Source organism: Polyangium sp. y55x31, from assembly GCF_029946505.1.
Taxonomy (GTDB): domain Bacteria; phylum Myxococcota_A; class Polyangia; order Polyangiales; family Polyangiaceae; genus Polyangium.
The window spans coordinates 126,794-147,668 of sequence record NZ_JARZHG010000010.1 but is presented as its reverse complement, the minus strand read 5'-3'; the positions used below and the strand labels follow the sequence as shown (position 1 = coordinate 147,668).

Sequence of the window (20,875 nt, the reverse complement as noted above, 5' to 3'; positions counted from 1 at the left end):
CGCCGGAAGGCAGCTCAGGCGAGGCGCCGGAGGCAGAGCCGCAACCCGTCGCGCAGGTTGGCGCGCGTCTCGATCCCGCGCAGATCGACGCAGTAGGAGACCAGCGTGCGGGCGGCGCTCGCGTGCAGCCCGGTGATGAGCGCCCGCGCGCCGAGAAGCTCCACGGCGCGCCCGATGCGCACCAGCAATTCGGCCGCCTGCCCGTCCAGCGTGTCCACGCCGGTCACGTCGATGATCGCGAAGCGCGTCGCCGAGCTCGCCACGCGCGAAAGCAGCCGCTCGGTGATCTCCGCGGCCCGCGGGCCGTCGAGCGCGCCGATGAGGGGCAATGCCAGGACCCCGTCCCAGACCTGGAGGATGGGCGTCGAGAGTGCCCGGATGAGCTCTTTCTGGCGCTCGATGAGGGCATGGCTGTGCTCGAGCATCTCCGCCTGGCTGCGCTCGCGCTCGCCGCTCAAGGTCACGATCTCCGCATGCGCCTCCTCGAGCGCCCGGGTCCGGTCCTCCACCTTGCGCTCCAGGCTCGCGTAGAGCAGGGCATTCTCGATGGATATCGCCATCTGCGTGGAGAGCATCCGCAAGAGCTCCACGCGATCGGGCGTGAATGCGAAGGCGGCGAGCTCGTTCTCGAGATAGAGCACCCCCACGATCCGCCCGCGCTTGCCCACCGGCGCCGCCAGGAGCGACCGCGCCTTGCCCTGCGCGAGCCAGCGATCGCCGGAGAACTGCTCCGCGCTCGCCGCGTCCCCGAGGACCACGCTCTCGCCCGTCCGCGCCACGTAATGCACGATTCCCGTGGGCAGATCCTCGCGCGTCTCCAGGGGCACGCCCGCGAGCAGGGTGACCTTTCCGCGTTGGAGCTCCTCCTCGGCCTGGATCAAGAGATCGTCATTCTCTTTGAGGACCAAAATGCCCCGCGTCGCCCCGGCGCTCTCGAGGGCGATCCGCAAGAGCCTCTCGAGCAGGTGCGAGAGCACCACCTCGCCGGAGATGGCTTGCATGGCCTTGATGGCCGCGTGCACGTCGAGCGCCCGCGCGCTGCCGTCCTCCGCCTCTGCGCTCGTGCCCACTTGTGGCCTGCGGGCGGCGCGCGGCATGAGCGCGAAGAAGCTCTTTTCGAGGCGCTCCGTCACCACGACGGCCCCCCATTGACCGTAGAGCGCGTGCGCCTCGGTCAGGTACGTGCGCGCGACCTTCGGCTTTCCGAGGCGCAGGTGATAACGCGCGCACAGCTCGTTGCCGAGCGCCTCGTCCTGCACGAAACCTCCCGCGGCCGCCGCCGCGATGCCCTCATCGTAGAGATCGACGGCCGAAAGGCGCTCGCCGCGGGCCCGGGCAATCTCGGCGCGCAAGAGGAGCGCGCGGTGCCGGTGGTTGTCCGGGCACAGATCGGCCCAGCGAGAGAGCTTTTCGGCGGAGGCCTCGGCGCGGGCCAGGTTTCTCGCGCGCACCTCGGGTGTGGCCTCTTCCGCCGCCAGCAGCAGCGCCAGGGAGGCATAGAAGTGATAGACGACGGTCACGTGCCAGCTCGCGACCGAGGGGATGTCGGGCTCGGCCCCGAGGGCCACCTCCGCCGCCTCGGCGTAACGGCCCTGGAAGACGTCGTGCATGATGGTGAAGTTATCCGCGAAGAACAGCACGGCGCGGTTGCCCATCGCGGTCGCCGTGCTCCGGACGGCGTCGATGTCGAGCCAATCCCCCACAAGCCTGTCGCTCTGCGCGGACGGGGTGGAAAGGTTCTGCGCGATCTGGGCGGCGGCGTTCACGATCCAGGTGAAGCCGCCGGAGACGTCGAGCTTGCACACCGGCGCGAGCGACGCCGCCTCCTCGAGGACCTCCGCGAGGCGCGCGCCCGAGAGCAGGCTGTTCGTGGGGATGTTCGTCGCATTGTAAAAGGCCCAGACGTACTGGCCCGTCTCGAGGCCCACGTGCACGCCCCGCGGGAAGTTCTCCTTGTACTTCGAATAAGGCTCCTTCCAGTGCTGCACGAACGCGCCCCACATGTTGCAGAGCATCGATTCGGATTTCTTCTCCGGATAACGCTCGCTCACCCGCACCGCGAGCTTTCCGAACTGGTAGCCGCGCTCGATGTCCCCCCGCACGCAGAGGAACATCCCGAAATTCACGAACGCATAGATCGTGTGCTTCGACAGCCCGTGCGCGAGTGCCTGCTGCACCATCTTCGCCACCGTGATCGCGTAGTTGTTCGGTGAGACGAAGTAGCAGGGCGAGAGCATGTCCTCGAGCACGTCCTGGAGGGCCATGATCTCGGGATCCGCGAGGAGCGGCAGCTCGATCAGCGAGTCGATGGGGCGGCCCTCGAGCGCGGCGAGGGTCGCGTCGAGCTCGGCGCTGCTCGCCTCATCGCTCGGAAAGCGCGGCAGATGGATGCCGAAGGGCTCGAGCGCGGCGAGGCCCTCATCGAGGGCGGCGAGGAGATCGTTCGTCAAAATGTGGGCGTTCATCACGAGCCGCCGGACCTGGGTGCGCTCGAGGCGGCTCCGGGCGTGCGCGAAGGCCTGGCCGAGCGTCTCCCGCGCCTGCGCGTGATGCTCGCACAGGGCCTCCATCTCGCCCTTCTTCATGAAATAGCGGAGCGCGAGATCGTAGTGGGCATCCCAGGCGTCCGCGGGGAGCAGGACGATGCCGTGCTCGAGGTAGCGGAGAGCGGCTGGGAATGCGGCTGCCCCCTCGGCGCGCTCGGCGGCGGCGAGGTTCATTTTGCAGAGCGCGAGGAGCTCCTCGGCCTCCAGCACCAGCGCGCGCGCGCTGTTCAGGTGGCCCGTGGCGTCGAACAGGCTCTGCGCGTCGCTCTTCTTCGAGAAGAGGCGCCCGAGGTGCAGGTGGAGCGCGGCCCGCTCGTCCTCGGCGAGCATCGCATAAGCGGCCTCCTGGATCTTGTCGTGGGTGAAACGGTATGACTCGCCGGCGCGCGCCACGAGCCCTGCCTCGAGGGCCGGGGCGAGGCGGCCGTACGCCTCCTCCGGCGCGCATGCGGTGACGATGCTGAGCGTGCCGAGCTCGAACGGGCTGCCAATGGCGGCGCCGATCTTCAGCGCCTCCTGCGTGACCCGGGGCAGGTGCCGGATCGCGTCGAGCATCAAGTCCACCACGTTGGCCATGTGTGGCATCGCGGCGATCGCCTCGAGCGAGCTCCAGCCGAGCGATCCGTCCGGTCCGGGCTCGAGGGCCCCCTTTTCGTGGAGCGACCGCAAGAGCTGCCGCACGAAAAATGGATTGCCTCCCGTCTTTTGCAGCACGAGCTCGGCCGCGCCCTCGGGGCTCGGCGCGCGCAGGCTGTCCGCGAGCAGCTCTTTCACGTGCTCGAGCCGGAGCGGGCCGAGCACGATCTCCCGCAGGCCGAGGCCGCCCTTTCGCAGCTCCGCGAGTGTCGCGCGGAGCGGGTGCGTGACATTCACCTCGTTGTCGCGGTAAGCGCCCGTGAAGAAGAGAGCCTCGATGCTGTCGTCGAGCAGGAGCGTGGTGAGCAGGCGCAGGCTCGCCGCGTCGGCCCATTGCAGGTCGTCGAGGAAGAGCACCAGCGGATGGGCGCGCCGGGCGAATACCGAGACGAACCTCCGCATCGCGAGGGTGAATCGATTCTGGGCCTCGAGGGACCCGAGGGCCGGCGCGGGCGGCAGATCGCCGAGGACGTGCGCGAGCGAGGGGAGCACCTCGCAGACGACGGACGCGTTCGGGCCGAGCGCGGCGAGGAGCGCCTCTTTCCACGCGCGCACGCGTCCCTCGCTCTCGCATAGGATGGTCCGGACGAGCCCGTCGAAGGCCTGGAGGATGGCGCTATAGGGCGCCTCGCGGTTCAACTGGTCGTACTTGCCCGTGATGTAATAGCCCCTGGCCCGCGCGAGCGGCTTCAAGATCTCCGCGACCAGCGAGGACTTCCCGACGCCCGAGTAGCCCGAGACGAGCATGATCTCGCGCGCCCGGCCGAGCACCCGCTCGAAGGACGCGACGAGCTCCGCGACGTCGTTCTCGCGTCCGTAGAGCTTGCTCCGGAGCAGCAGGCGGGCGTTTTCGTGCAACACGCCGAGGGGGAATTCGTCGATACCGCCATCGGGGCGGAGCCGCTGCCGGCACGCCTCGAGGTCGGCGAGGAGGCTCTTCGTGCTCTGGTAGCGATCCTCGGGGTTCTTTTCGAGCAGCCGGAGCACGATCGCCTCGAGCGGCGGCGGCACGTCGTGAGCGATCTTGGAAGGCCGCTCGGGCGCGAGGGCGAGGTGCGCGTGGATGAGCTCGAGCGGGTCCCGGGATCGAAATGGCAATTGCCCGGTGAGGAGCGCATAGAAGATGACGCCCAGCGAATAGAGGTCGGAGCGCTCGTCGACGCCGCGGTTCATGCGCCCGGTCTGCTCGGGGGCGAAGAAAGGCAGGGTCTCGGCGACGAAATGCGGTTCGTAAAGCGCGTCATTTTCGCGGCTCAGCGCCGCATCCGTGCCGAAGCTCGCGATGGTGGGGCGGCCGCTCGCGTCGACGACGATGCTCGCCGCCGAAAGCCCCCGGTGCACGACGCCGGCCGCGTGTATCGCGCCGAGCGCCGTGGTGAGCGGGATGGCGAGGTCCAGCATCGCGCGCGCGCCAGCGGGCGACTTCAGGCGGGCTGACAGGGGCTCGCCCTCGACCTCGGCGAGGACCATGGCCATGCCCTCGCCGGTCGGCTCGAAGCCGTGCACGCGCACCACGCCAGGGGCGTGCAGGCGCGACAGGCGTTGATAGTCGTGCTTGAAGCTGGCGACGTCAGCGACGCGATTGGACTCGGCGCGGAGCACCTTCACGCGCACAGGAAGACCGTCGCTCTCCCTGCGACCACGAAACAGCCGTGACATCGCGGTCCTTGCGAGCTCTTCTGTGATCGTCACTTCTTCCAGCCGCGTCATGTCGATGCCTCACGTGCCCCCCCGTTTGCCACCGAACCCCGAGGCTATACGCCGCGTGGGATCCGCGTCAATCATCGCGGCGCACGTGCAGGCGCGAGCACGCACGCAGGATGCGTCGGCACGTTGACACGTGCTCGCCTCGCTCGGAAAAGGGCGCGCACGAATACGAAGAGATACGGGCGCTCTGGTGTTGGCCGGACATTTCGAGCATTGAGACACACGCGAGCGGGCGATTGTGTGGTATCGCGAGGCCGCCGAGCTTTCGCGCGAGGGCAACGATTTCGACGCCCGCCTCGATGCAGCCCGCGCGGCGCCAGGTGTTATGGCCGTGTGCGCCGGACGAAGTGCGCGTGTGTCTCGGCCGCGAGGTCGCAGAGCACGTCGACCGGCTCGCCCGCGCGGGTCGTCGCCGCGCGGAGTTCGTCGTCACTTTGGAAGAGGCGCGGAGACGGCGTAGGCTTCAGCGCGGCGTGCACTGGACGTCCTTCTCCATGAACTTCTTGACCTCCCAGCACTTCTTCTTTGCGTTCCACGACACGGCAGCGCCGAACCCGATCCGACCGAGGACACGAACGCCCTCCGGCGCGACCTCGACGAGATCGTAGTCGGGGTTCACGAACGCGAAGCGTCCCTCGGCCCGGAGCGTCGTCGCGCTGAAGCTCACCGCCTTGGCGTCGAACCATACGATCGGCTGGAGGCTGCCTCCGCGCGGCAGGCGCACGATCCCGCCACGGTCCGCAGCGTTCGCGATCGGGAAGACGCGATCGCCATTCTCGAAGAGGAAGGGCCTATACCCATGATGAGGGGCAAACGCCCCGAGCCGCTCCGGCGTGATGTCGAGCGCCGGCGCGTCCAGCGAGACGCGCCGGACCACCATTTCGTTCGTGGCGTGGGTCGTGAACACGATGTCGTGCTCGGCTTGGCTCGACTCCCATTCCTCGACGTCGTCGAAGTCCGGCGAACGTAGCGCAAGGTCGCGCTCGAGACGGACGACCGCACCACCCCAGAGGAAGTAGGCATCGCCGCGAGCGCCGAGCGCGGCACGGACGTGATCGCTGGGAAAGCTGAGATTCTCGGCCGCAGGAAAGCGCCGCGCGAGCTCCTCCATGCGCAGGAGCGCGTAGGGGCGCATCGCATCGACGGGCCCGGCGGTGACGTCGATGGGATGGCCGAGGCGAGGGGACTCCGTGCGCGCCGCGTCCACCACGACGGCCTCGGAGTCCTGGACGCTGAGCACACGATCGAGCACGGCGTCGTAATGGAGGTCGCCGCCGCTCCAGGTGTGCGTGATCTTGATGAAGATGAGGTCGGTCGACTTCAGCGGGTACTGGTGCTCGAACCGCTCCGCGCCGCGGTCCTGGATGATGAGCGACGCGAAGCGCGTCAGGTACGCGACGCGCGTGTCGTCGAGCGGGACGACGGCGATCGCGTCGCTCGCCTCGTTCGGAGCTCTCTTCGTCGTCCACGGTGCACCGCGACCGTCGAGGGGAACGACGGTCGCGCCGTTTTTCGCGGCGGAGGCGACCGTCCGCGCATCGGGCGAGAAGCGCACCTCGACCGGCTTCATCACGCGCGAGCGATGAACCTCGAGGAGTGATGGAAACTCGAGGACGACGAGCTCGGCCGGCTCCTCGCCCTCACGAAGGCCGTCCTCGTCCGGCTGCGGGGTGTACTCCGCATAGGCGATCCGGCGTCCGTCCGTCGAGACGGCGACCGCCGAGACGGCGCCGGTCCGGAGGCGCGCGCGCCGCGCGAGGCTCTTCGCCTCCAGGAGCCAGAGGCCGCTGTCGGCCTGGACGAGGATCCACTCGGGATCGGCGAGCAGGTGGAGCGAGCGAGCCACGTGGCGGCCAAAGCCACGTCCGGAGGGCGCGGCCCAGACGGTGCCTCGCTCGACCAAGCCTTCGTCTTGCGGGCGCCGGATGCCCCGAAGGCCGACCCGGCGCTCGGGAACGAGGTCGACCCGGCCCTCTGGAAACGGCAGCAAGGGGGGCGGGAGGGCGAGCTCCGCCACCCACGCGGACGCGGACGCGGATGCGGACGGGGCCGGCGCTGGTGCGGGCTTGCCGCGTGTCATCGTCACGACGGTCATCGAGACGAGCAGCAGCAGCAGGAGAGCGAGGCTGCCTACGAGGTACTGGGCGAGGCGGCTCATTTCGCAGCGACCCTGGGGCGACGAGAAGACATTGTGCCACCGGTCGAGGCGGCTCGTCCACGGAGACTCGCGCGGGGATGCTATAGGCCCGCGCATGCAGGTGTACATCAGCGTCGACATGGAAGGGGTCGCCGGGGTGGTCCACGTGGACCAGACGCGGCGGACGGGGGCTGATTATGAGCGGGCGCGGCGGTGGATGACCGACGAGGCCAACGCCGCCGTGATGGGCGCATTCGACGGGGGCGCGACGAGCGTCCTCGTGAATGATTCGCACGGCGACATGCGAAACCTGCTGCTCGACGAGCTCGATTCGCGGGCGGAGATCGTCACGGGCTCGCTGAAGCCGCTCTCCATGGTGCAGGGCATTGCGCCGGGCTTCGGCTGCGCGCTTTTCGTCGGGTACCACGCGGGCGCCGGGAGCCGCGCGGGCATTCTGGATCATACGTTTTTCGGTCGGGTGGTGGCGCGCTGCCGCGTCGGCGGCCGCGATTTCAACGAGACGGCCATCAATGCGGCGGTCTGCGGCGCGCTTGGGATCCCCGTGGCCCTCGTGACGGGGGATCAGACGGTATGTGCGCAGGCGCGGGAGATCCTGGGCGAGGTGGAGACGGTGCAGGTGAAGGAGGCGATCACGCGTTATGCGGCGCGGTGCTTGTCCCCGGTCGTCGCGCGGCAGCGCATTCGTGAAGGAGCGGCGCGGGCGGTGCGGCGGGCGCGCGAGGGGGCGTTTTCGCCGTTCCGCCCGGCTTTGCCGCTCGACCTGGAGATCGATTTCGTCAATTCGGCGTGCGCGGACGTGGCGGAGCTCGTGCCGTTCACGGAACGGCGGTCGGGTACGGCGTGCGGGTATCGGGCGCCGGATGCGGCGACGGTGGTGCAGGTGATCGAGGCGTGGACGATTCTGGCGGGGTCGACGATGGTATGACGGGGGCGCCCAAGGACCCCAAGAAGCAAGCGGCTTTGGTCGGGCGGTGAGAGACACCGCATCGCCGAAGTCGGCAGGATACGCCGCCGCTTACGCCGGCTGGCCCGGCTGAGACGGCCCGATCCGGTACGGCCGCATCATCTCGTTGTCCTCGTGCTCGACGATGTGGCAATGCCAGACGAATTGCCCGGCCGTCTTGAACTGCAGCCGGATGCGGGTGACGACGCCCGGATAGGCGATGACGGTGTCCTTGAAGCCGGTCTCCCACGCCTCGGGCGGGATGGGGGGCGCGCCGGTGACGACCTGGACTGTTTGCGTGACTTCGTCGACGAAGATCGGCTGTCGGTCGACCACCTCGAAGGCCACCTCGTGCACGTGCATCGGGTGGGCGTCCGGGGTCGTGTTGTAGAACTCCCACACCTCCGTCGCTCCGACGGCAGGGTTCTCGGTGACGGCGTCCTCCCAGTGGCGCTCGATCCAGGTGCCCGGGCCCGTATTGGGATCGCCGTCGACGATGCCGAGCAAGGCTTCCGCAGGCGCGTCGGCGAAATCTTCCGATAACTTCTCGAGCAGCGCGAGCGGCCGTGTGAATGTCGCCGCCGGGAGCGGCGTGAGCGCAGGCAACTGCAAGAATCGCGGGGGCGTGGTCGGATCGGGAGCGACGGCCGGTACCACGATGAATTGCATGACCTGGCCCGTGGTCGCCGGATCCGAGACCTGGAAATCGAGGCCCGGCACGCCGCCGGCGAACGGCTCGTCCGGACCGACGTTGGCGAGCACGTGATTGCCGACCGGAACGTTGGTGAAATCGACGATGACGTCGGCCCGCTCGGCCGGGCTCATGACCAGCCGATTGCCGTTCGTCGCGGTGAGGTTCACCGGTGCTGCCAGGAAGCCGCCCTCGTTGCCGATCGCCCAGACCTCGACGCCGGGGATGTTGCTGAAGTCGAGGATCAAGAAGCGCGACTGGCAGCCGTTGAGGAAGCGGAAGCGGTAACGTCGCTGCTCGACGGTCTGGAAGGGCCAGGTGTTCCCATTGCACATGATCATGTTCCCGAAGAACTCCGGGTTCCAGATCGGCGAGATGTCGCTGTCCGGGATGTAGGGCCCCGTGATGCCATCGAAAAACGCCCGCGTATCGGGGTAGAAGAGCGACCCGTCCGCGTTGAACGAGCGATCCTGGATGGCGATCGGAATCTCGTAATAGGTTTTGTTGGGCGGGAACTTGTCGTTCTCCTTGGGAGCGGGGCCGGGCAGCACGGCCGGCGCGCCGGTTCGGGTGTCGAGCACGGCACCGTCGCCGGCCGGTCCGCCGCGGATGATGTAAAAACCGGCGGGGCCCGCGTACACGTTCACGCGGGTCATGCCCAGCGTATGGTCGTGATACCAGATGGTCGATGCGCGCTGGTCGTTCGGGTACTGGAAGGTGGCGAATCCCGTACCCCACGTGACGCCGAACTTCGCCGAGGCCTTGCCCGCGAAAAAGTCGTACCAGGTGCCTTTCGTGGCGTAGTCCGCCGGGATGTTGCCGGCCGCCGGCAGGTACCATGCCTCGGCGTAGCCGTCGCTCTCGTCGCCGACACCCACCGCGCCGTGCACGTGGGTGACGATGGGCACCGGTCCGGTGTACGGACCGGGTGTGACGTCGAAGCTCGGCCGTGAATCACGCTCCGCATCCCCGCCGGGTGGATTGGCCCAGTGCAGCGTCGGGTCCACGGGCAAGAGGTGGGGCAGGAAATTCCCGTTCGCGTCGACGAGCTCGTTGATCCATTTGATGCGGACGGGGCGCCTCCAGCTCGCCTCGATGGTGAGCGACGGCGCGTGGTGTATCAGTAACCCTCTGCCATTCGGGCTTGCCGACGTGACGGCGCCGTATCCCCACACCGTCGTCGCCGGAAGACCAGCCGGCAGGATCTGCTGGGAGAACTGACGCATCGAGATCTCGTAGGAATCGGCCTGCTTGCCGCCCTGCATCTTGATCGTTCCGGCCTTGGGCATCACGGGCGGGATCAGCAAGGGCGTCAGATACTTGGGTACGGTATTGGGATCCAGCGTGCCGCCCGGAATCTGCGCGAGAGCTTTGCGAACGCCCAGCTTGTCGTGGATGAAGAGCGTCAGCGCTGTCGCTCCCGTATATTTCAAGAATGCCCGCCGCGAAACCATCGCGCCCCCTTCTCGGTTCGTGATTTTGGATCACGGGCGGGTCTCCGGTCGACGTGCGTGCGTCGCCGAATTCGATCCCCCCGCGTCAGCGGGCCCGAGTGTGCCTCACCATTCGCTCGCTGGCAACAACGAGCCATGAGGGCGGATATGGGCCCGAGGAGGTACGGCCGCGCTGGAGCTGGCCGTCTGGTCATCGAGGCTACCACCGCGAAAATGGCGCCTTGGATCGCCACCGACCAACGTTTTCGACGACCGGGCCGTGGTATTGCCGTCTACCGTCGCCTGCGCCTCGCCCGGAAGCATCGGGCCCCGCTCGCGCGCGTGACGCCCGCTACTGCTCCCGCTTCCACGTCGGATTTTTCCCGCGCGCGTAGGGGGGTTCCGTATAGTGACAGGGTGTCCCGAGAAGCGAAGCGTGTTCCCCCGAGTGATCGATGGGAGCCCTTTGGCACGCACCTGCACAGGTTCGAGCCTCCGGACCTGTACATCGTCCGCATCCGAGGGAACGTGCTCGGCGAGGACATGCTCGCGCAGGTCGAAGCGCTCCAAGCGCTCGCCGAGCTCACCGGGCGCGGCGTCTTCTGGGTCGCCGACGTCTCGGAGATGGGCTCGCTCACGCCCCAGGCGCGGCGCGTGGCGGCGGCGGATGAATTCGCAGGTCTGCGCGCGATCCACCGTGGCTCGGCGGTCATCGGCGCCTCGTTCACCACGCGCGTCATGGCGACCCTCTTGATACGCGCCGTCCGCGTCCTGGAGCCGCACCGGAGCCGGCCCGTGGCGTTCGTCGAGACGGAAGCCGAGGCGCGCGCGTTTCTGGAACCATACCGAAGGCACGGAGCCGGGGCCTCCGTCGCGCCGTAGGCGAGCCCCCCGCGTCCAGAGACCCGAGCATTGGTCTCATCTGGAAGCCGATTCGCTGGGGCGTTGCCCCAGGCCCCAGCAGGGGCTGTCCGCCCCTGCACCCGGACCAGCGCAAGCGCTGGACTCGGGGTCGATGAACTGCGCGATGCGCAGTTCATCGAACAGGCCGAGTCAAGACTGGCCCAGGCCGCCGCGCTGACGTTTCGACGGGCAACGCCGCCCCCTGGTCTTGCCACCGGCCTGTGGGAAGAACTGCGCGATGCGCAGTTCTTCCCAAATGGTCCAGCGCTTGCGCTGGTTCGGGTCGAGGGGCGAACAGCCCCCGCGGGGTCCGGGGCGGCGCCCCGGCGCGGCGGCTTGCGACGAGACCAATGCTCAGAAACCCCGGCGCCACGTTGTGGCAGCCCCTCTAAAGCCGCGCTGAAATCCAACCGACGATATCGCGCAGCACGCCCTCCTTGCCGACGTCGTTCAATAAATCATGGGCGTGATCCTCGTACAATTTGAGGGTCTTGTCCTTCGACCCAGCCTTCTCGTGGAAGAGCTGGCTGCCGTGCGGCAACGTCACCTTGTCCGCCGTGCCGTGCAGGATCAGCACCGGCAGCGTGATGAGCGGAAACTCCCGCTTCAGCCGCTCGTCCGCGCGCACCATTTCGGCCACGGTTTGCGTCGGATACCCCGCACGATCGATGAGCGGGTCGTTCTTCATCTGCTCGACGAAGCTCGCGTCACGTGAAAAATCGTCGTCGTTCAGCTTGAGCACGTGCGCGTGCGGCGCGATGTGGCTCAGGCCTTTCAGGATCGCCAGCGCGAAATCCGGCGCGGGCACCTCGTGCGCGAAGCTCTCGCAGATGAACCCCGCGAGCTCCTCGGGGTGCTCCAGCGTGTACACGCTCGAAACCACGCCGCCGGCGCTGTGGCCGAGCAAGAAGACGGGCAATCCGGGCTCCCGCGATTTCGCGAGGCCGACGAGCGTGTGCACGTCGTCCACATAGTCGGTGAATTTGTCGACGTAGAGCCGTTCGCCCTCCGATTTCCCATGCCCGCGGAGGTCGAGCGCGTACACCGAAAACCCATGCTCGACGAGCTGCTCCGCCGTCCACGTATACAGCCCGCTGTGCGCCTTGAAGCCGTGGACGAGCACCACCACCGCGCGCGGCGTCCCCGGGCGCCACGAGCGCATGAACACCTGGAGCCCACCCTTGCCTTCGAACGTCTCTTCCTTCATGTCGAACGTCCCTTTCGGTCTTCGCGTTTGCTTGTGAGGCGCGGGTATAACGTGATCCTCGGCGGACGGAACCCGACCAAAGGCGGGTGTCGGGGCCCTCCCTTCGGACGAACCCGTACAGTTCGGCGAGAAAAAGATGTAGGGTAGCGGCGCTCATGAGCCGCATCTCGCCAGGGAAAGAAGCCCGCTTGCAGGTTGACGGCGAGCTGCGCGGCATCCTCGACGAGCTGCCCGGCCTCGTCTGGAGCGCACGCCAGGACGGATCCGTCGAGCTCTTGAGCCGCCGGTGGAGCGAGTACACCGGCAAGGACGACGCGGAGCTCGTCGGATGGGCGTGGATGGACGCGGACCTGATCCACCCCGACGATCACGCGACGGTCGTCGAGAGCTGGGGCGCGATCCGCGCTTCCGGCAAGGAGGGGCGCATGGAGGCGCGTCTCCGGCGCGCCGACGGCGTTTATCGCTGGTTCCAGATCCAGGCCGGGCCCGTGCTCGACGACCACGGCGACGTCGTGGGCTGGTGGGGCCTGAACACGGACATCGACGATCAAAAACAGGCCCAGGCGCAAGCCAATGGCGAGCAGCGCCTCCTCGAGATGATCACCCGCGGCGAGCCGACCGCCGCCATCCTCGAAGGCGTCGTGCGCCTCGTGGAGCGTGGCTCGACGAGCCTCCGCGCCTCGATCCTCCTTCTCGACGAGGACGGGGTGACATTGCGGCACGCCGCGGTGTTGAGCCTGCCGCGAAGCTACACGGAGGTCATCGACGGCGCCCCGATCGGCCCGGACGCGTTTTCTTGCGGCACGGCCGTGTGGCGGCGGGAGCTCGTGGTCCTCGCCGACATCGAGAAGGATCCGCTCGGGGCTCTTTTTCGAGCTAACGCGCTGGCCCACGGCCTGCGCGCCTGCTGGTCGACGCCGATGCTGTCGTCCGACGGCCGGGTGCTCGGCGCGTTCGGCATCTACGCCACGGAGCCACGAACGCCGACGAAGCCCGAGCTCGAGCTGCTCGAGCGATGCTCCCGCGTCACGAGCATCGCGATCGAGCGCAGCCAGTCGGAGGAGGCGCTGCGGCGCAGCGAGGCCTACCGCGCCGAGGCGGAGCGCTCGAGCCGCACCGGGACCTTCGGCTACGACATCCAGCGCCGCGAGTTCACCTTGTCCGACGGCGTCTGCGAGATCGTCGGGGTCCCGAGCAGGACGCGGCTCCCGCTCGCCGAGCTCGCGAGCCGCATCCACGAAGGCGACCGCGAGCGGGTCACGGAGGTGGTGCGGCAGGCGCTGCGCGACGGCACCACGTTCGAGTACGAGCACCGCCTCGTGATGGAGGACGGCTCCGTGAAGCTCGTCCGCGTCGTCGGCCGATCCCGCGTCACCGCCGCCGGGAACCACGAGATCGTCGGCGCCGCGACGGACATCACGGCGAGCCGGCGCGCGGCCGACGAGCTACAACGCGCGCAGGCGGCCCTCACGCACGTCTCGCGCGTCACGACCCTCGGCGAGCTCGCAGCCTCGATCGCCCACGAGGTCAATCAACCGCTCGCCGCGATCGTTGCGGACGCGAACGCCGCGATGAACTGGCTCGCCGCCGATCCGCCGGACCTCCTGCGGGTGCGCGAGTCGCTCACCGCGATCATCGGCGACGGCGAGCGCGCAGGGCGGGTGCTCCTCCGGATCCGCTCGCTCCTCTCGCGCACGCCGCCCCGCCGCCGCCCGTGCAGCCTGAACGACGTCGTGCGTGACGTCGTCCCGCTCGTCGCGCCCGAGCTCGCGCGCCAGGGGCTCGTCGTGCAGCAGGTGCTCGTGCCCGATCTACCGCAGGTGGTGGGGGATCCGGTGCAGCTCCAGCAGGTGGTCCTGAACCTGATGCTCAACGCGGCCGAGGCCTCGAAGGACGTGCCGCCGGAGCGGCGCCGCGTGGTGATCCGGACCTTCGTCGAGCGGCGCGCGAGCGGCTCCTTCGTGCACGTCGCGGTCGAGGACGCCGGCGTCGGGCTCGACCCCGCGATCGACAAGGCGCGCCTGTTCGACGCGTTCTACACGACCAAGGAGAACGGGCTCGGCATGGGCCTCTCCATCAGCCGCTCCATCCTCGAACGGCACGGCGGCAAGTTGTGGGCCCGCCCGAACGAGGTCTTCGGCGCGACGTTCGAGTTCGCGATCATGGTGCCCGCGTGAGCTCGAAGGCTCCCGTGGTCTTCATCGTCGACGACGACGAGTCCGTGCGCGACGGGATCGGCCGGCTGCTCGGCTCGATCGGGCTCGCGGTCGAGGCTTTTCCGACCGCGGAGGCGTTCCTCGACGCTCGGCGGGACGACACCCCCGGCTGCCTCGTGCTCGACGTGCGGCTGCCGGAGCAAAGTGGGCTCGAATTGCAGCAGCGGCTGCTCGAGGCCGATGTTCCACGGCCGATCGTGTTCATCACCGGGCACGGCGACATCCCGATGTCCGTCCGCGCGATGAAGGCCGGCGCGGTCGAGTTCCTGACGAAGCCTTTCCGCGCCGAGGATCTCATCCACGCCATCCGGGAAGCGCTCGCGCAGGATCGGGTCGCGCGGGAGCAGGCCGAGCGGCTCGCCGAGCTCAGGCGCCGGTACGAGAGCCTCTCGGCGCGCGAGCGCGAGGTGATGGCGGGCGTCGTGGCGGGGCGCTTGAACAAGCAGATCGCCGCGGAGTTCGGGACGCGCGAGGCGACGGTGAAGGAGCAGCGGGCGCAGGTCATGCAGAAGATGCAGGCCTCGTCGGTCGCCGAGCTCGTGCGATTCGCCGCCGAGCTCGCGGACGACCCGCGGCGCGTCACGTCGTCGCGGCGCGGGTAGGCCTACACCCCCGTACCCGACTTTGGTCGGGTTCCTGGGCCGGTTCGGTTGCGATACACGCTCGCACCGACGCGGGAAGGAGAGCGCTCATGGCCACGATCACGGTCAAGGATGGGACGCAGATCTATTACAAGGACTGGGGTGCCGGCCGTCCGGTGGTCTTCAGCCACGGCTGGCCGCTCTCGGCCGACGCGTGGGAGGACCAGATGGTCTTCCTCGCGGCCCGCGGGTATCGATGCATCGCCCACGATCGCCGCGGCCACGGCCGCTCGAGCCAGCCTTATGGCGGCAACGAGATGGACACGTATGCCGATGATCTTGCGCAGCTCATCGAGCACCTCGATCTGCGCGACGTCACGCTCGTCGGCCACTCGACGGGCGGCGGCGAGGTCACGCGGTACATCGGCCGGCACGGCAGCGCCCGGGTCGCGAAGCTCGTCCTCGTCGGCGCCGTGCCTCCGCTGATGCTGAAGACCGAGGCGAACCCGGGCGGCTTGCCGATCGAAATCTTCGATGGCATCCGCGCGGCCGTCACGGCGGATCGCTCGCAGTTCTTCAAGGATCTGCCGACGTCGTTTTACGGCGCGAACCGGCCGGGAGGCCGGCTCTCGGAGGGCCTGCGCGACAGCTTCTGGCTGCAGGGCATGCAGGCGGGGCTCAAGAACGCGCTCGATTGCATCAAGGCGTTCTCCGAGACCGATTTCACGGAGGATCTGAAGAAGGTCGACGTGCCGATGCTGATCCTCCACGGCGACGACGACCAGATCGTGCCGATCGGCGCGAGCGCGCTTTCGACGGTGAAGCTGGTCAAGGGGGCGGAGCTCAAGGTGTACCCGGGCGGCAGCCACGGCCTGCCGTCGGTGAACAAGGATCAAATCAACGCAGACCTGCTCGCCTTCATCGGCAGGTAATGACCGTTTTCGGGAAGGAACCAAAACATGAGCGCGACCGAGCCCACGGAAAGTGCCGTCACCACACCCAACCAGTTCGTCGAGTCCCATGGCCGGCGCATCGCTTACCGTTCGATCGGGACGGGCAAGCCGATCGTGCTGTGCACGCGCTTCCGCGGGAACATGGACGTCTGGGATCCGGCGTTCCTCGATGCCCTGGCCGCGCGTGGCTTCCGGGTCATCACGTTCGATTACAGCGGCCTCGGGCTCTCGACCGGCGAAAAAGATTATTCGCCCTTCGCGCTCGCCAAGGACGCGCGTGATTTGATCGAGGCGCTCGATCTGAAGAGCGTGGTGATCGGCGGCTGGTCGCTCGGCGGGCTGGGCGCCCAGGTGGTGGTGGCCATGTATCCGGAGCGCCTGACCCACGCCGTTCTGCTCGGCACGTCGCCGCCCGGCCCGAACGTCAAGCTCGCGGAGCAGCTCTTCTACGACACGGCGTCGAAGCCCGTGAACAGCTTCGAGGACGAGATCATCCTGTTCTTCGAGCCGCGGTCCCAGGCGAGCCGGGAGGCCGCGCGGCGCTCCGTCGATCGGATCGCGCAGCGGACGGAGGGGCGTAGTGTTCCCGTCCCCGTCGACTGGGCCGCGGCCTATATCGGCGACAAGCCGAAGAACCCGCTTTTCCCAGCCGATCCCATCCTTCAGGCCCTGAAGACCACCAGGTTGCCGATCCTGCACGTCGCCGGGGATCACGACATCATCTGCCCGGTCGAGAACTGGTATGCGCTGAACCAGGAGCTGCCGACGGTGCAGCTCTTGACCTACCCGCGCGCCGGCCACGGGCCGCACCACGAGCACCCCGAAGCCACGGCCGAGCACATCGCGACCTTCGTTCGCAGCACGTCCTGACGGTGCCGCGACACGTCGGAGCTTCTGGCCTCGCTCAATACGCCTTTTCGAGCAGCTCCGACTCCGGATATCCCACGCCGGCCCGGTGATACAGCGCCGGGCCCGTGTTCTCCAGCAAGCACTCCCGCGTCCAGCCGACTTCGATCAGGAAGCTCCCCCAGAGCTTTCGGCTCTTCTCGTCCGCGAGCAGATCCGACCGCTGGAAATGCCACCACTCCATTCCGATCGGCTGCCCCGGCGCGGGCACGGTGACCGCGTCGCCGGGCAGGATCAGCACGCTCGCCGCCACACTCGCAGGATCCGCCGGCGCCGCGTACCCGATCTCGAAGATCGGGCACAACGTCACCGTCCAGCTACTCGTCTTCGGCTTGGCCGAAGGCACCGTGGCGCCGGTGGCTTGCTTGACGTTTTGATTCGCGGGCGCCTGCTGCTCCAGCGCTTGCGGCCGCTCCTCGATGTATTTCGCCCACGCCTCGCCCGATTGCACCGGCGGCTGCGACTCGTCCGAAACGACCCCGTAAAACGATTTGTCGGAATACTCGCGCAGCTTCGCCGCGACCTTCTTCGCGTCCTCGATCTTCGCCGCCGACCAGGAGAGCGTCACCGTGACCTGCGGCGAGTTCGTCTTGACGCTCTTCGAGATCTCCTTCTTCGCGTCCTTCAGCGTCCCGGCCCATCGGCGCATGAAATCGGCGTCGAGCGCTGGCACCGTCGACTTCAGCTTCGTCGATTTCCCGCGGGAGACCGTCACCACGTCGTCGTCCGTCTTGCTCGTCTTCGCCTTGTCGAGCGCGTCGGCGAGCGTGACGAGCTCGGTCGCCTTCACCGTCTTCGTGGTCTGTCCCCAGCCCGATTTGAACGAGCTGATCCGGCCGAGGCTCAAGAGCTCAGAGGCCGCCGTGAGGTCGAGGTACGCGAAAACTTCGGCCGCGTCCGCCGCGCTGGCCGGCTCGTGCTCGGCGAAGAACTCGGCCGCCGTCATCGTGGCGCCCTTGATCCCGCCTTCCGGGTGCCAGGCGTCGTACATCCACCGCTCGATCGAGGCCCGATAATACTTCGCGAAGAAGCCCGCGGGGTTCGCCTGGATCTCCGCAAGGAGTTTGTCGATCGCCGGCAAGAGCATCGCCGCCGCGATGGGCGTCTTCGATTGCTCGTCCCGCAGCGCCGCGAGCCGCGAAAGAATCGGCGCCGCGTGCGCCGCCGCGTCCGCTGCGCCGGGGATGGATTGCTTGGCCGCGCCGTGGAGCCTCCATTTCACGCGGCCATCCACGACCTCGCGCGTGTACGCCACCGGCCAGCCCGAGACTGTGTCCACGAATCCGCTCGCGATGCCGAGATCCATGGCGAGCCCGGTCTTGTGAATCGACCGCGCGCTCCTTCCATAACCGGCTTTCCCGATGTCGACCTGCGCGCTGCGGAACGTATGGTTCACGCAGATCCCGTGCTCGAACCCGAGCGCCTTCACGAGCTCGCTCCAGCCGTGCAGCGATTGCGCCGCCTCGGGCCGCATCCAGTTCAGCCAGCCCCGTGGATCGATCATCGAGACCAGGATCGCGCCCGGCTTGCGCAGGCCCTGTTCGAGCCACGTCTTGATCGCCTTGCCCGTCGCCGCCGTCACCACGCCGTCGGCCGCGTCCGGTTTGTCCGCCGGCGCCGCGATCTCGCTGCCGTCGAGATAGGCCCACGCATTGGCGATGTTCGTCGCGGTCTTCACGTCGGCCTGCTCGGCCTTGATCTTCCCGTCGAGCGTGATCTTTTGCTTCTTCTGGTCCTCGGTCAGCGCCTTCTGCTTCTTCAGCGCCTGGAGCTCCGCCTGCATCGCCTTGAGCCCGCCGCGATCGACCTTCGGCGCGAAGTTCGCCCCGTAATCGACGTACGCCGCATGCGGCCCGGAGGCGCCGCCGCCATTCACCTTGAACGCCCGCGACCGCGCGTCCCCTTGATACCGATAGACCGCGTTCATCGTGCGGACGTCGAAGATCCCGTCGTTCACGCCGCCGGATTTGTCGGCGTCCGTGCCCGCGTCCGGCAGGTAAGGGAAGTTCGACGTGCCCACCATGTACCGGAGCGCGCCGAGGTGCGCCTGCAATCGCTGCACCTGCTTTTTCACCGGCTCGCACGCCGCGAAAGGCATGTCCCGGAAGAGGACCCAGCCCTCGTAGAGATCCGCGCCGCCGGGCAGGAGGCCCTTCGATTCCTCGGGCACCGGAAGCGTCGGCGCGTCCGCCCGCACCGTGAGCGCCTTGGGCTCGCCGAACAGCGTCGATCCTGCGTTGATCTCCGCCTCGATCCGCTGCGCGAGCGCGAGGCTCGGGTGCTGGATCAAATACACGTCGTACGATTGCCCCTGCTGGAGCTTGTACGCGTCGGCAACCTGATCGAAACACTCCGGCGTCGAATGATCGATCGGCGGGCCGAGGAAACCGGTCGCGTCCGTCATGCCGAGCACGTACGGCGGCACGGGCCCCGCGGCCGTTTCCTCGCTCTTCCAGAGGGCCGCGAGCTTGCTGCCAATCGTGGGATCCGAGGGCTTCGGTGGGGTTTTTCGAAAGAGGACGAAGAGGTTCGGCAGCACGTGCCCGGCCGTGCACGCGACCTTCGTGATCTTCAGCGTCGGGACGCAATACGTCGTCACGGCGCTCGTCGCGCCGCCGCTCGGGGTTCCGCCGTCGCCGCTCATCGCTCACCCTCTTCGAAAAAGCCGTCGTTCACGTCCACGAACTCGCCGAGATCCTCCTCCTCCGGCGCCTCCTCGGGCGGATCCTCGGCGGGCGCTTCGGCCTTCTCCTCGGCCACGCTCTCGGGCTCGGTCCCGAGCTTCTCGTCGCCGATGAACGCCCCCTCCTTCGACACCACGAGCCCCGTCACCACGTCGAGCCACGTTTCGGCCCCGATCCGCACCGAAATGCGATACGCGCCCGGCGGCACGAGGCGGAACGTGTAGAGCACGATCCGTTTGTCCGGGTCCGGCTTCGCGTCCGCGTCGCTCGCGAGGAGGATTTTTTCGTAATGGCCGTCCTCGCTCCGGAGGCGCACCTCGTCGTCCTGGAGCGGATCGTCGTCGAGGTCCATTTCCAGAGGGACCGTGAGATCCACGCCGGAGAGGACGATCGTGTTGAAATCCTTGCCCCGCGGGTTGCCGAGCGCGACGTCGTGGGTTCGCTCCATCGTGCGTGCCTTTCGCTTCCGTCAGGAGCCGTGTTTCTCTCCGAGCTTCGTTTTCGTCGCGTCGTCGAGCTCGCCCGTGACCTCGAGCTTCTCGTCGTGCTGAAAAAGCGCGAGCGCCGTGCGCGTGCGTTTGCCGAGCACGCCGTCCGCCGGGCCCGGATTGTATCCGAGGTTCGCGAGCCGCCCCTGCGCCCCGGAAACGCCGCCGTCCTTGGCGTCGAGCGGGTTCAGGTGCCCGAGCCGGAGGTGAATCACGCGCCCCGCGATCGTGAGTTTTCCGGTCGTCTCGGAGACGGGGACCTTTTGTTCCAGCTTGCCGTCGCCGTCGGTCTTGCCCTCGTGTTTCTCGCCCCCGACCTCGAGCACGTACGCCGCGCCCGCGAGGGGCCTGCCGTCGTGCCCTTCGAGCTTCAAGCGAAGCTCTTTTTTCGGCCGGCGCAGGCGGAATCGATGGAGCTTGCCGGTCGCGAGGCCCTCCTCGACCTTGAGCTCCTTGTCCGGGATCACGATCCGATCGCCGGGCTCGAGCACGTTCGGGTTCGCGCGTTTCTTCTTCAGCTCGGCGTTGTCGGGGTGATCGTAGAGGACCCGATAATCACCGAAGCCGTATCGCTCGGCGATCTTCGAAAAGCACTCGCCTTGCTGGACGACGTGGATCGGCATGGTTTTTCCGCTCGCGAGCCGGGAAGCGAGGCGCTCCACGGTACCATGCTCCCGTCTCCGTCGTAAACGACCCGGGGGTGTGATCCGCCCCGCGTGAACGGCCTATCGTCGGGAGCGTCGGCAGGAATGTGTCAGGAAGCTCCCGGTGCGAACGGTACGTCGCACCGCTTGTACAACATGGGGGAAACATTGTAAGGGAT

General features: G+C 68.0%; 14 protein-coding genes. 6 read left to right on the top strand and 8 right to left on the bottom strand.

What is annotated here, in order from left to right:
- Nucleotides 1–14 precede the first annotated feature (14 nt).
- From QHF84_RS19800 to QHF84_RS19790, 3 genes are all read right to left on the bottom strand, one after another.
- Complete coding sequence (locus QHF84_RS19800) at nt 15–4,892, bottom strand: AAA family ATPase (protein WP_281314894.1); 4,878 nt, start codon at nt 4,890–4,892, stop codon at nt 15–17.
- 320 nt (nt 4,893–5,212) lie between these two features.
- Nucleotides 5,213–5,368, bottom strand: coding sequence for a hypothetical protein (locus QHF84_RS19795; RefSeq protein WP_281314893.1), 156 nt, complete (start codon nt 5,366–5,368; stop codon nt 5,213–5,215).
- Entirely contained in the window at nt 5,353–7,047 is a 1,695-nt protein-coding gene (locus tag QHF84_RS19790; protein ID WP_281314892.1) for a hypothetical protein, read from the bottom strand. Before QHF84_RS19790 ends, QHF84_RS19795 begins: the two co-directional genes overlap by 16 nt.
- Before the next feature lie 94 nt (nt 7,048–7,141).
- On the opposite strand from QHF84_RS19790, the gene QHF84_RS19785 reads away from it, so the two are divergent.
- On the top strand, nt 7,142–7,972 hold the full coding sequence (locus QHF84_RS19785; RefSeq protein ID WP_281314891.1) for a M55 family metallopeptidase: 831 nt from the start codon (nt 7,142–7,144) through the stop codon (nt 7,970–7,972).
- 90 nt (nt 7,973–8,062) lie between these two features.
- On the opposite strand, the gene QHF84_RS19780 is transcribed toward QHF84_RS19785, so the two are convergent.
- Entirely contained in the window at nt 8,063–10,135 is a 2,073-nt protein-coding gene (locus QHF84_RS19780; RefSeq protein ID WP_348652864.1) for a multicopper oxidase, read from the bottom strand.
- A 396-nt stretch (nt 10,136–10,531) separates the two neighbouring features.
- Between QHF84_RS19780 and QHF84_RS19775 the strand changes: the two genes are divergently transcribed.
- Nucleotides 10,532–10,996 (top strand): STAS/SEC14 domain-containing protein, encoded by a 465-nt coding sequence (locus tag QHF84_RS19775; RefSeq protein WP_281314889.1) that lies wholly within the window; start codon nt 10,532–10,534, stop codon nt 10,994–10,996.
- Nucleotides 10,997–11,405: 409 nt separating this feature from the next.
- Here the strand turns inward: QHF84_RS19775 and QHF84_RS19770 are convergent, their stop codons facing one another.
- Nucleotides 11,406–12,224 carry an alpha/beta hydrolase gene (locus QHF84_RS19770; RefSeq protein WP_281314888.1) on the bottom strand — a complete coding sequence of 273 codons (819 nt, stop codon included), beginning with the start codon at nt 12,222–12,224 and terminating at the stop codon, nt 11,406–11,408.
- Nucleotides 12,225–12,379: 155 nt separating this feature from the next.
- Here QHF84_RS19770 and QHF84_RS19765 point away from each other — a divergent pair, with 155 nt between their 5' ends.
- From QHF84_RS19765 to QHF84_RS19750, 4 genes are all read left to right on the top strand, one after another.
- Nucleotides 12,380–14,401 carry a PAS domain-containing protein gene (locus QHF84_RS19765; RefSeq protein WP_281314887.1) on the top strand — a complete coding sequence of 674 codons (2,022 nt, stop codon included), beginning with the start codon at nt 12,380–12,382 and terminating at the stop codon, nt 14,399–14,401.
- Nucleotides 14,398–15,042 carry a response regulator gene (locus tag QHF84_RS19760; RefSeq protein ID WP_281314886.1) on the top strand — a complete coding sequence of 215 codons (645 nt, stop codon included), beginning with the start codon at nt 14,398–14,400 and terminating at the stop codon, nt 15,040–15,042. Before QHF84_RS19765 ends, QHF84_RS19760 begins: the two co-directional genes overlap by 4 nt.
- Before the next feature lie 89 nt (nt 15,043–15,131).
- Nucleotides 15,132–15,953: an alpha/beta hydrolase gene (locus QHF84_RS19755; RefSeq protein WP_281314885.1), complete on the top strand. Its 822-nt coding sequence runs from the start codon at nt 15,132–15,134 to the stop codon at nt 15,951–15,953.
- A 27-nt stretch (nt 15,954–15,980) separates the two neighbouring features.
- Nucleotides 15,981–16,844, top strand: coding sequence for an alpha/beta hydrolase (locus QHF84_RS19750; protein WP_281314884.1), 864 nt, complete (start codon nt 15,981–15,983; stop codon nt 16,842–16,844).
- A 34-nt stretch (nt 16,845–16,878) separates the two neighbouring features.
- Here QHF84_RS19750 and QHF84_RS19745 read toward each other — a convergent pair whose 3' ends face one another.
- The 3 genes from QHF84_RS19745 to QHF84_RS19735 are packed head-to-tail and all read right to left on the bottom strand — an operon-like array spanning nt 16,879 to nt 20,714.
- Nucleotides 16,879–19,524, bottom strand: coding sequence for a hypothetical protein (locus tag QHF84_RS19745; RefSeq protein WP_281314883.1), 2,646 nt, complete (start codon nt 19,522–19,524; stop codon nt 16,879–16,881).
- The gene (locus QHF84_RS19740; RefSeq protein WP_281314882.1) at nt 19,521–20,012 is read right to left on the bottom strand and encodes a hypothetical protein; all 492 of its coding nucleotides are present in this window, start codon (nt 20,010–20,012) and stop codon (nt 19,521–19,523) included. The genes QHF84_RS19745 and QHF84_RS19740 overlap by 4 nt, the downstream gene beginning before the upstream one ends.
- A 21-nt stretch (nt 20,013–20,033) precedes the next feature.
- Entirely contained in the window at nt 20,034–20,714 is a 681-nt protein-coding gene (locus tag QHF84_RS19735; RefSeq protein WP_281314881.1) for a peptidoglycan-binding protein, read from the bottom strand.
- Nucleotides 20,715–20,875 lie beyond the last annotated feature (161 nt).

What these genes read in the sequence shown, in the direction of transcription:
- QHF84_RS19770 (WP_281314888.1), bottom strand. Translation starts at nt 12,224, where the DNA reads ATGAAGGAAGAGACGTTCGAAGGCAAGGGTGGGCTCCAGGTGTTCATG.
- QHF84_RS19785 (WP_281314891.1), top strand. Translation starts at nt 7,142, where the DNA reads ATGCAGGTGTACATCAGCGTCGACATGGAAGGGGTCGCCGGGGTGGTC.
- QHF84_RS19800 (WP_281314894.1), bottom strand. Translation starts at nt 4,892, where the DNA reads ATGACGCGGCTGGAAGAAGTGACGATCACAGAAGAGCTCGCAAGGACC.
- QHF84_RS19750 (WP_281314884.1), top strand. Translation starts at nt 15,981, where the DNA reads ATGAGCGCGACCGAGCCCACGGAAAGTGCCGTCACCACACCCAACCAG.
- QHF84_RS19740 (WP_281314882.1), bottom strand. Translation starts at nt 20,012, where the DNA reads ATGGAGCGAACCCACGACGTCGCGCTCGGCAACCCGCGGGGCAAGGAT.
- QHF84_RS19745 (WP_281314883.1), bottom strand. Translation starts at nt 19,524, where the DNA reads ATGAGCGGCGACGGCGGAACCCCGAGCGGCGGCGCGACGAGCGCCGTG.
- QHF84_RS19780 (WP_348652864.1), bottom strand. Translation starts at nt 10,135, where the DNA reads ATGGTTTCGCGGCGGGCATTCTTGAAATATACGGGAGCGACAGCGCTG.
- QHF84_RS19755 (WP_281314885.1), top strand. Translation starts at nt 15,132, where the DNA reads ATGGCCACGATCACGGTCAAGGATGGGACGCAGATCTATTACAAGGAC.
- QHF84_RS19765 (WP_281314887.1), top strand. Translation starts at nt 12,380, where the DNA reads ATGAGCCGCATCTCGCCAGGGAAAGAAGCCCGCTTGCAGGTTGACGGC.
- QHF84_RS19790 (WP_281314892.1), bottom strand. Translation starts at nt 7,047, where the DNA reads ATGAGCCGCCTCGCCCAGTACCTCGTAGGCAGCCTCGCTCTCCTGCTG.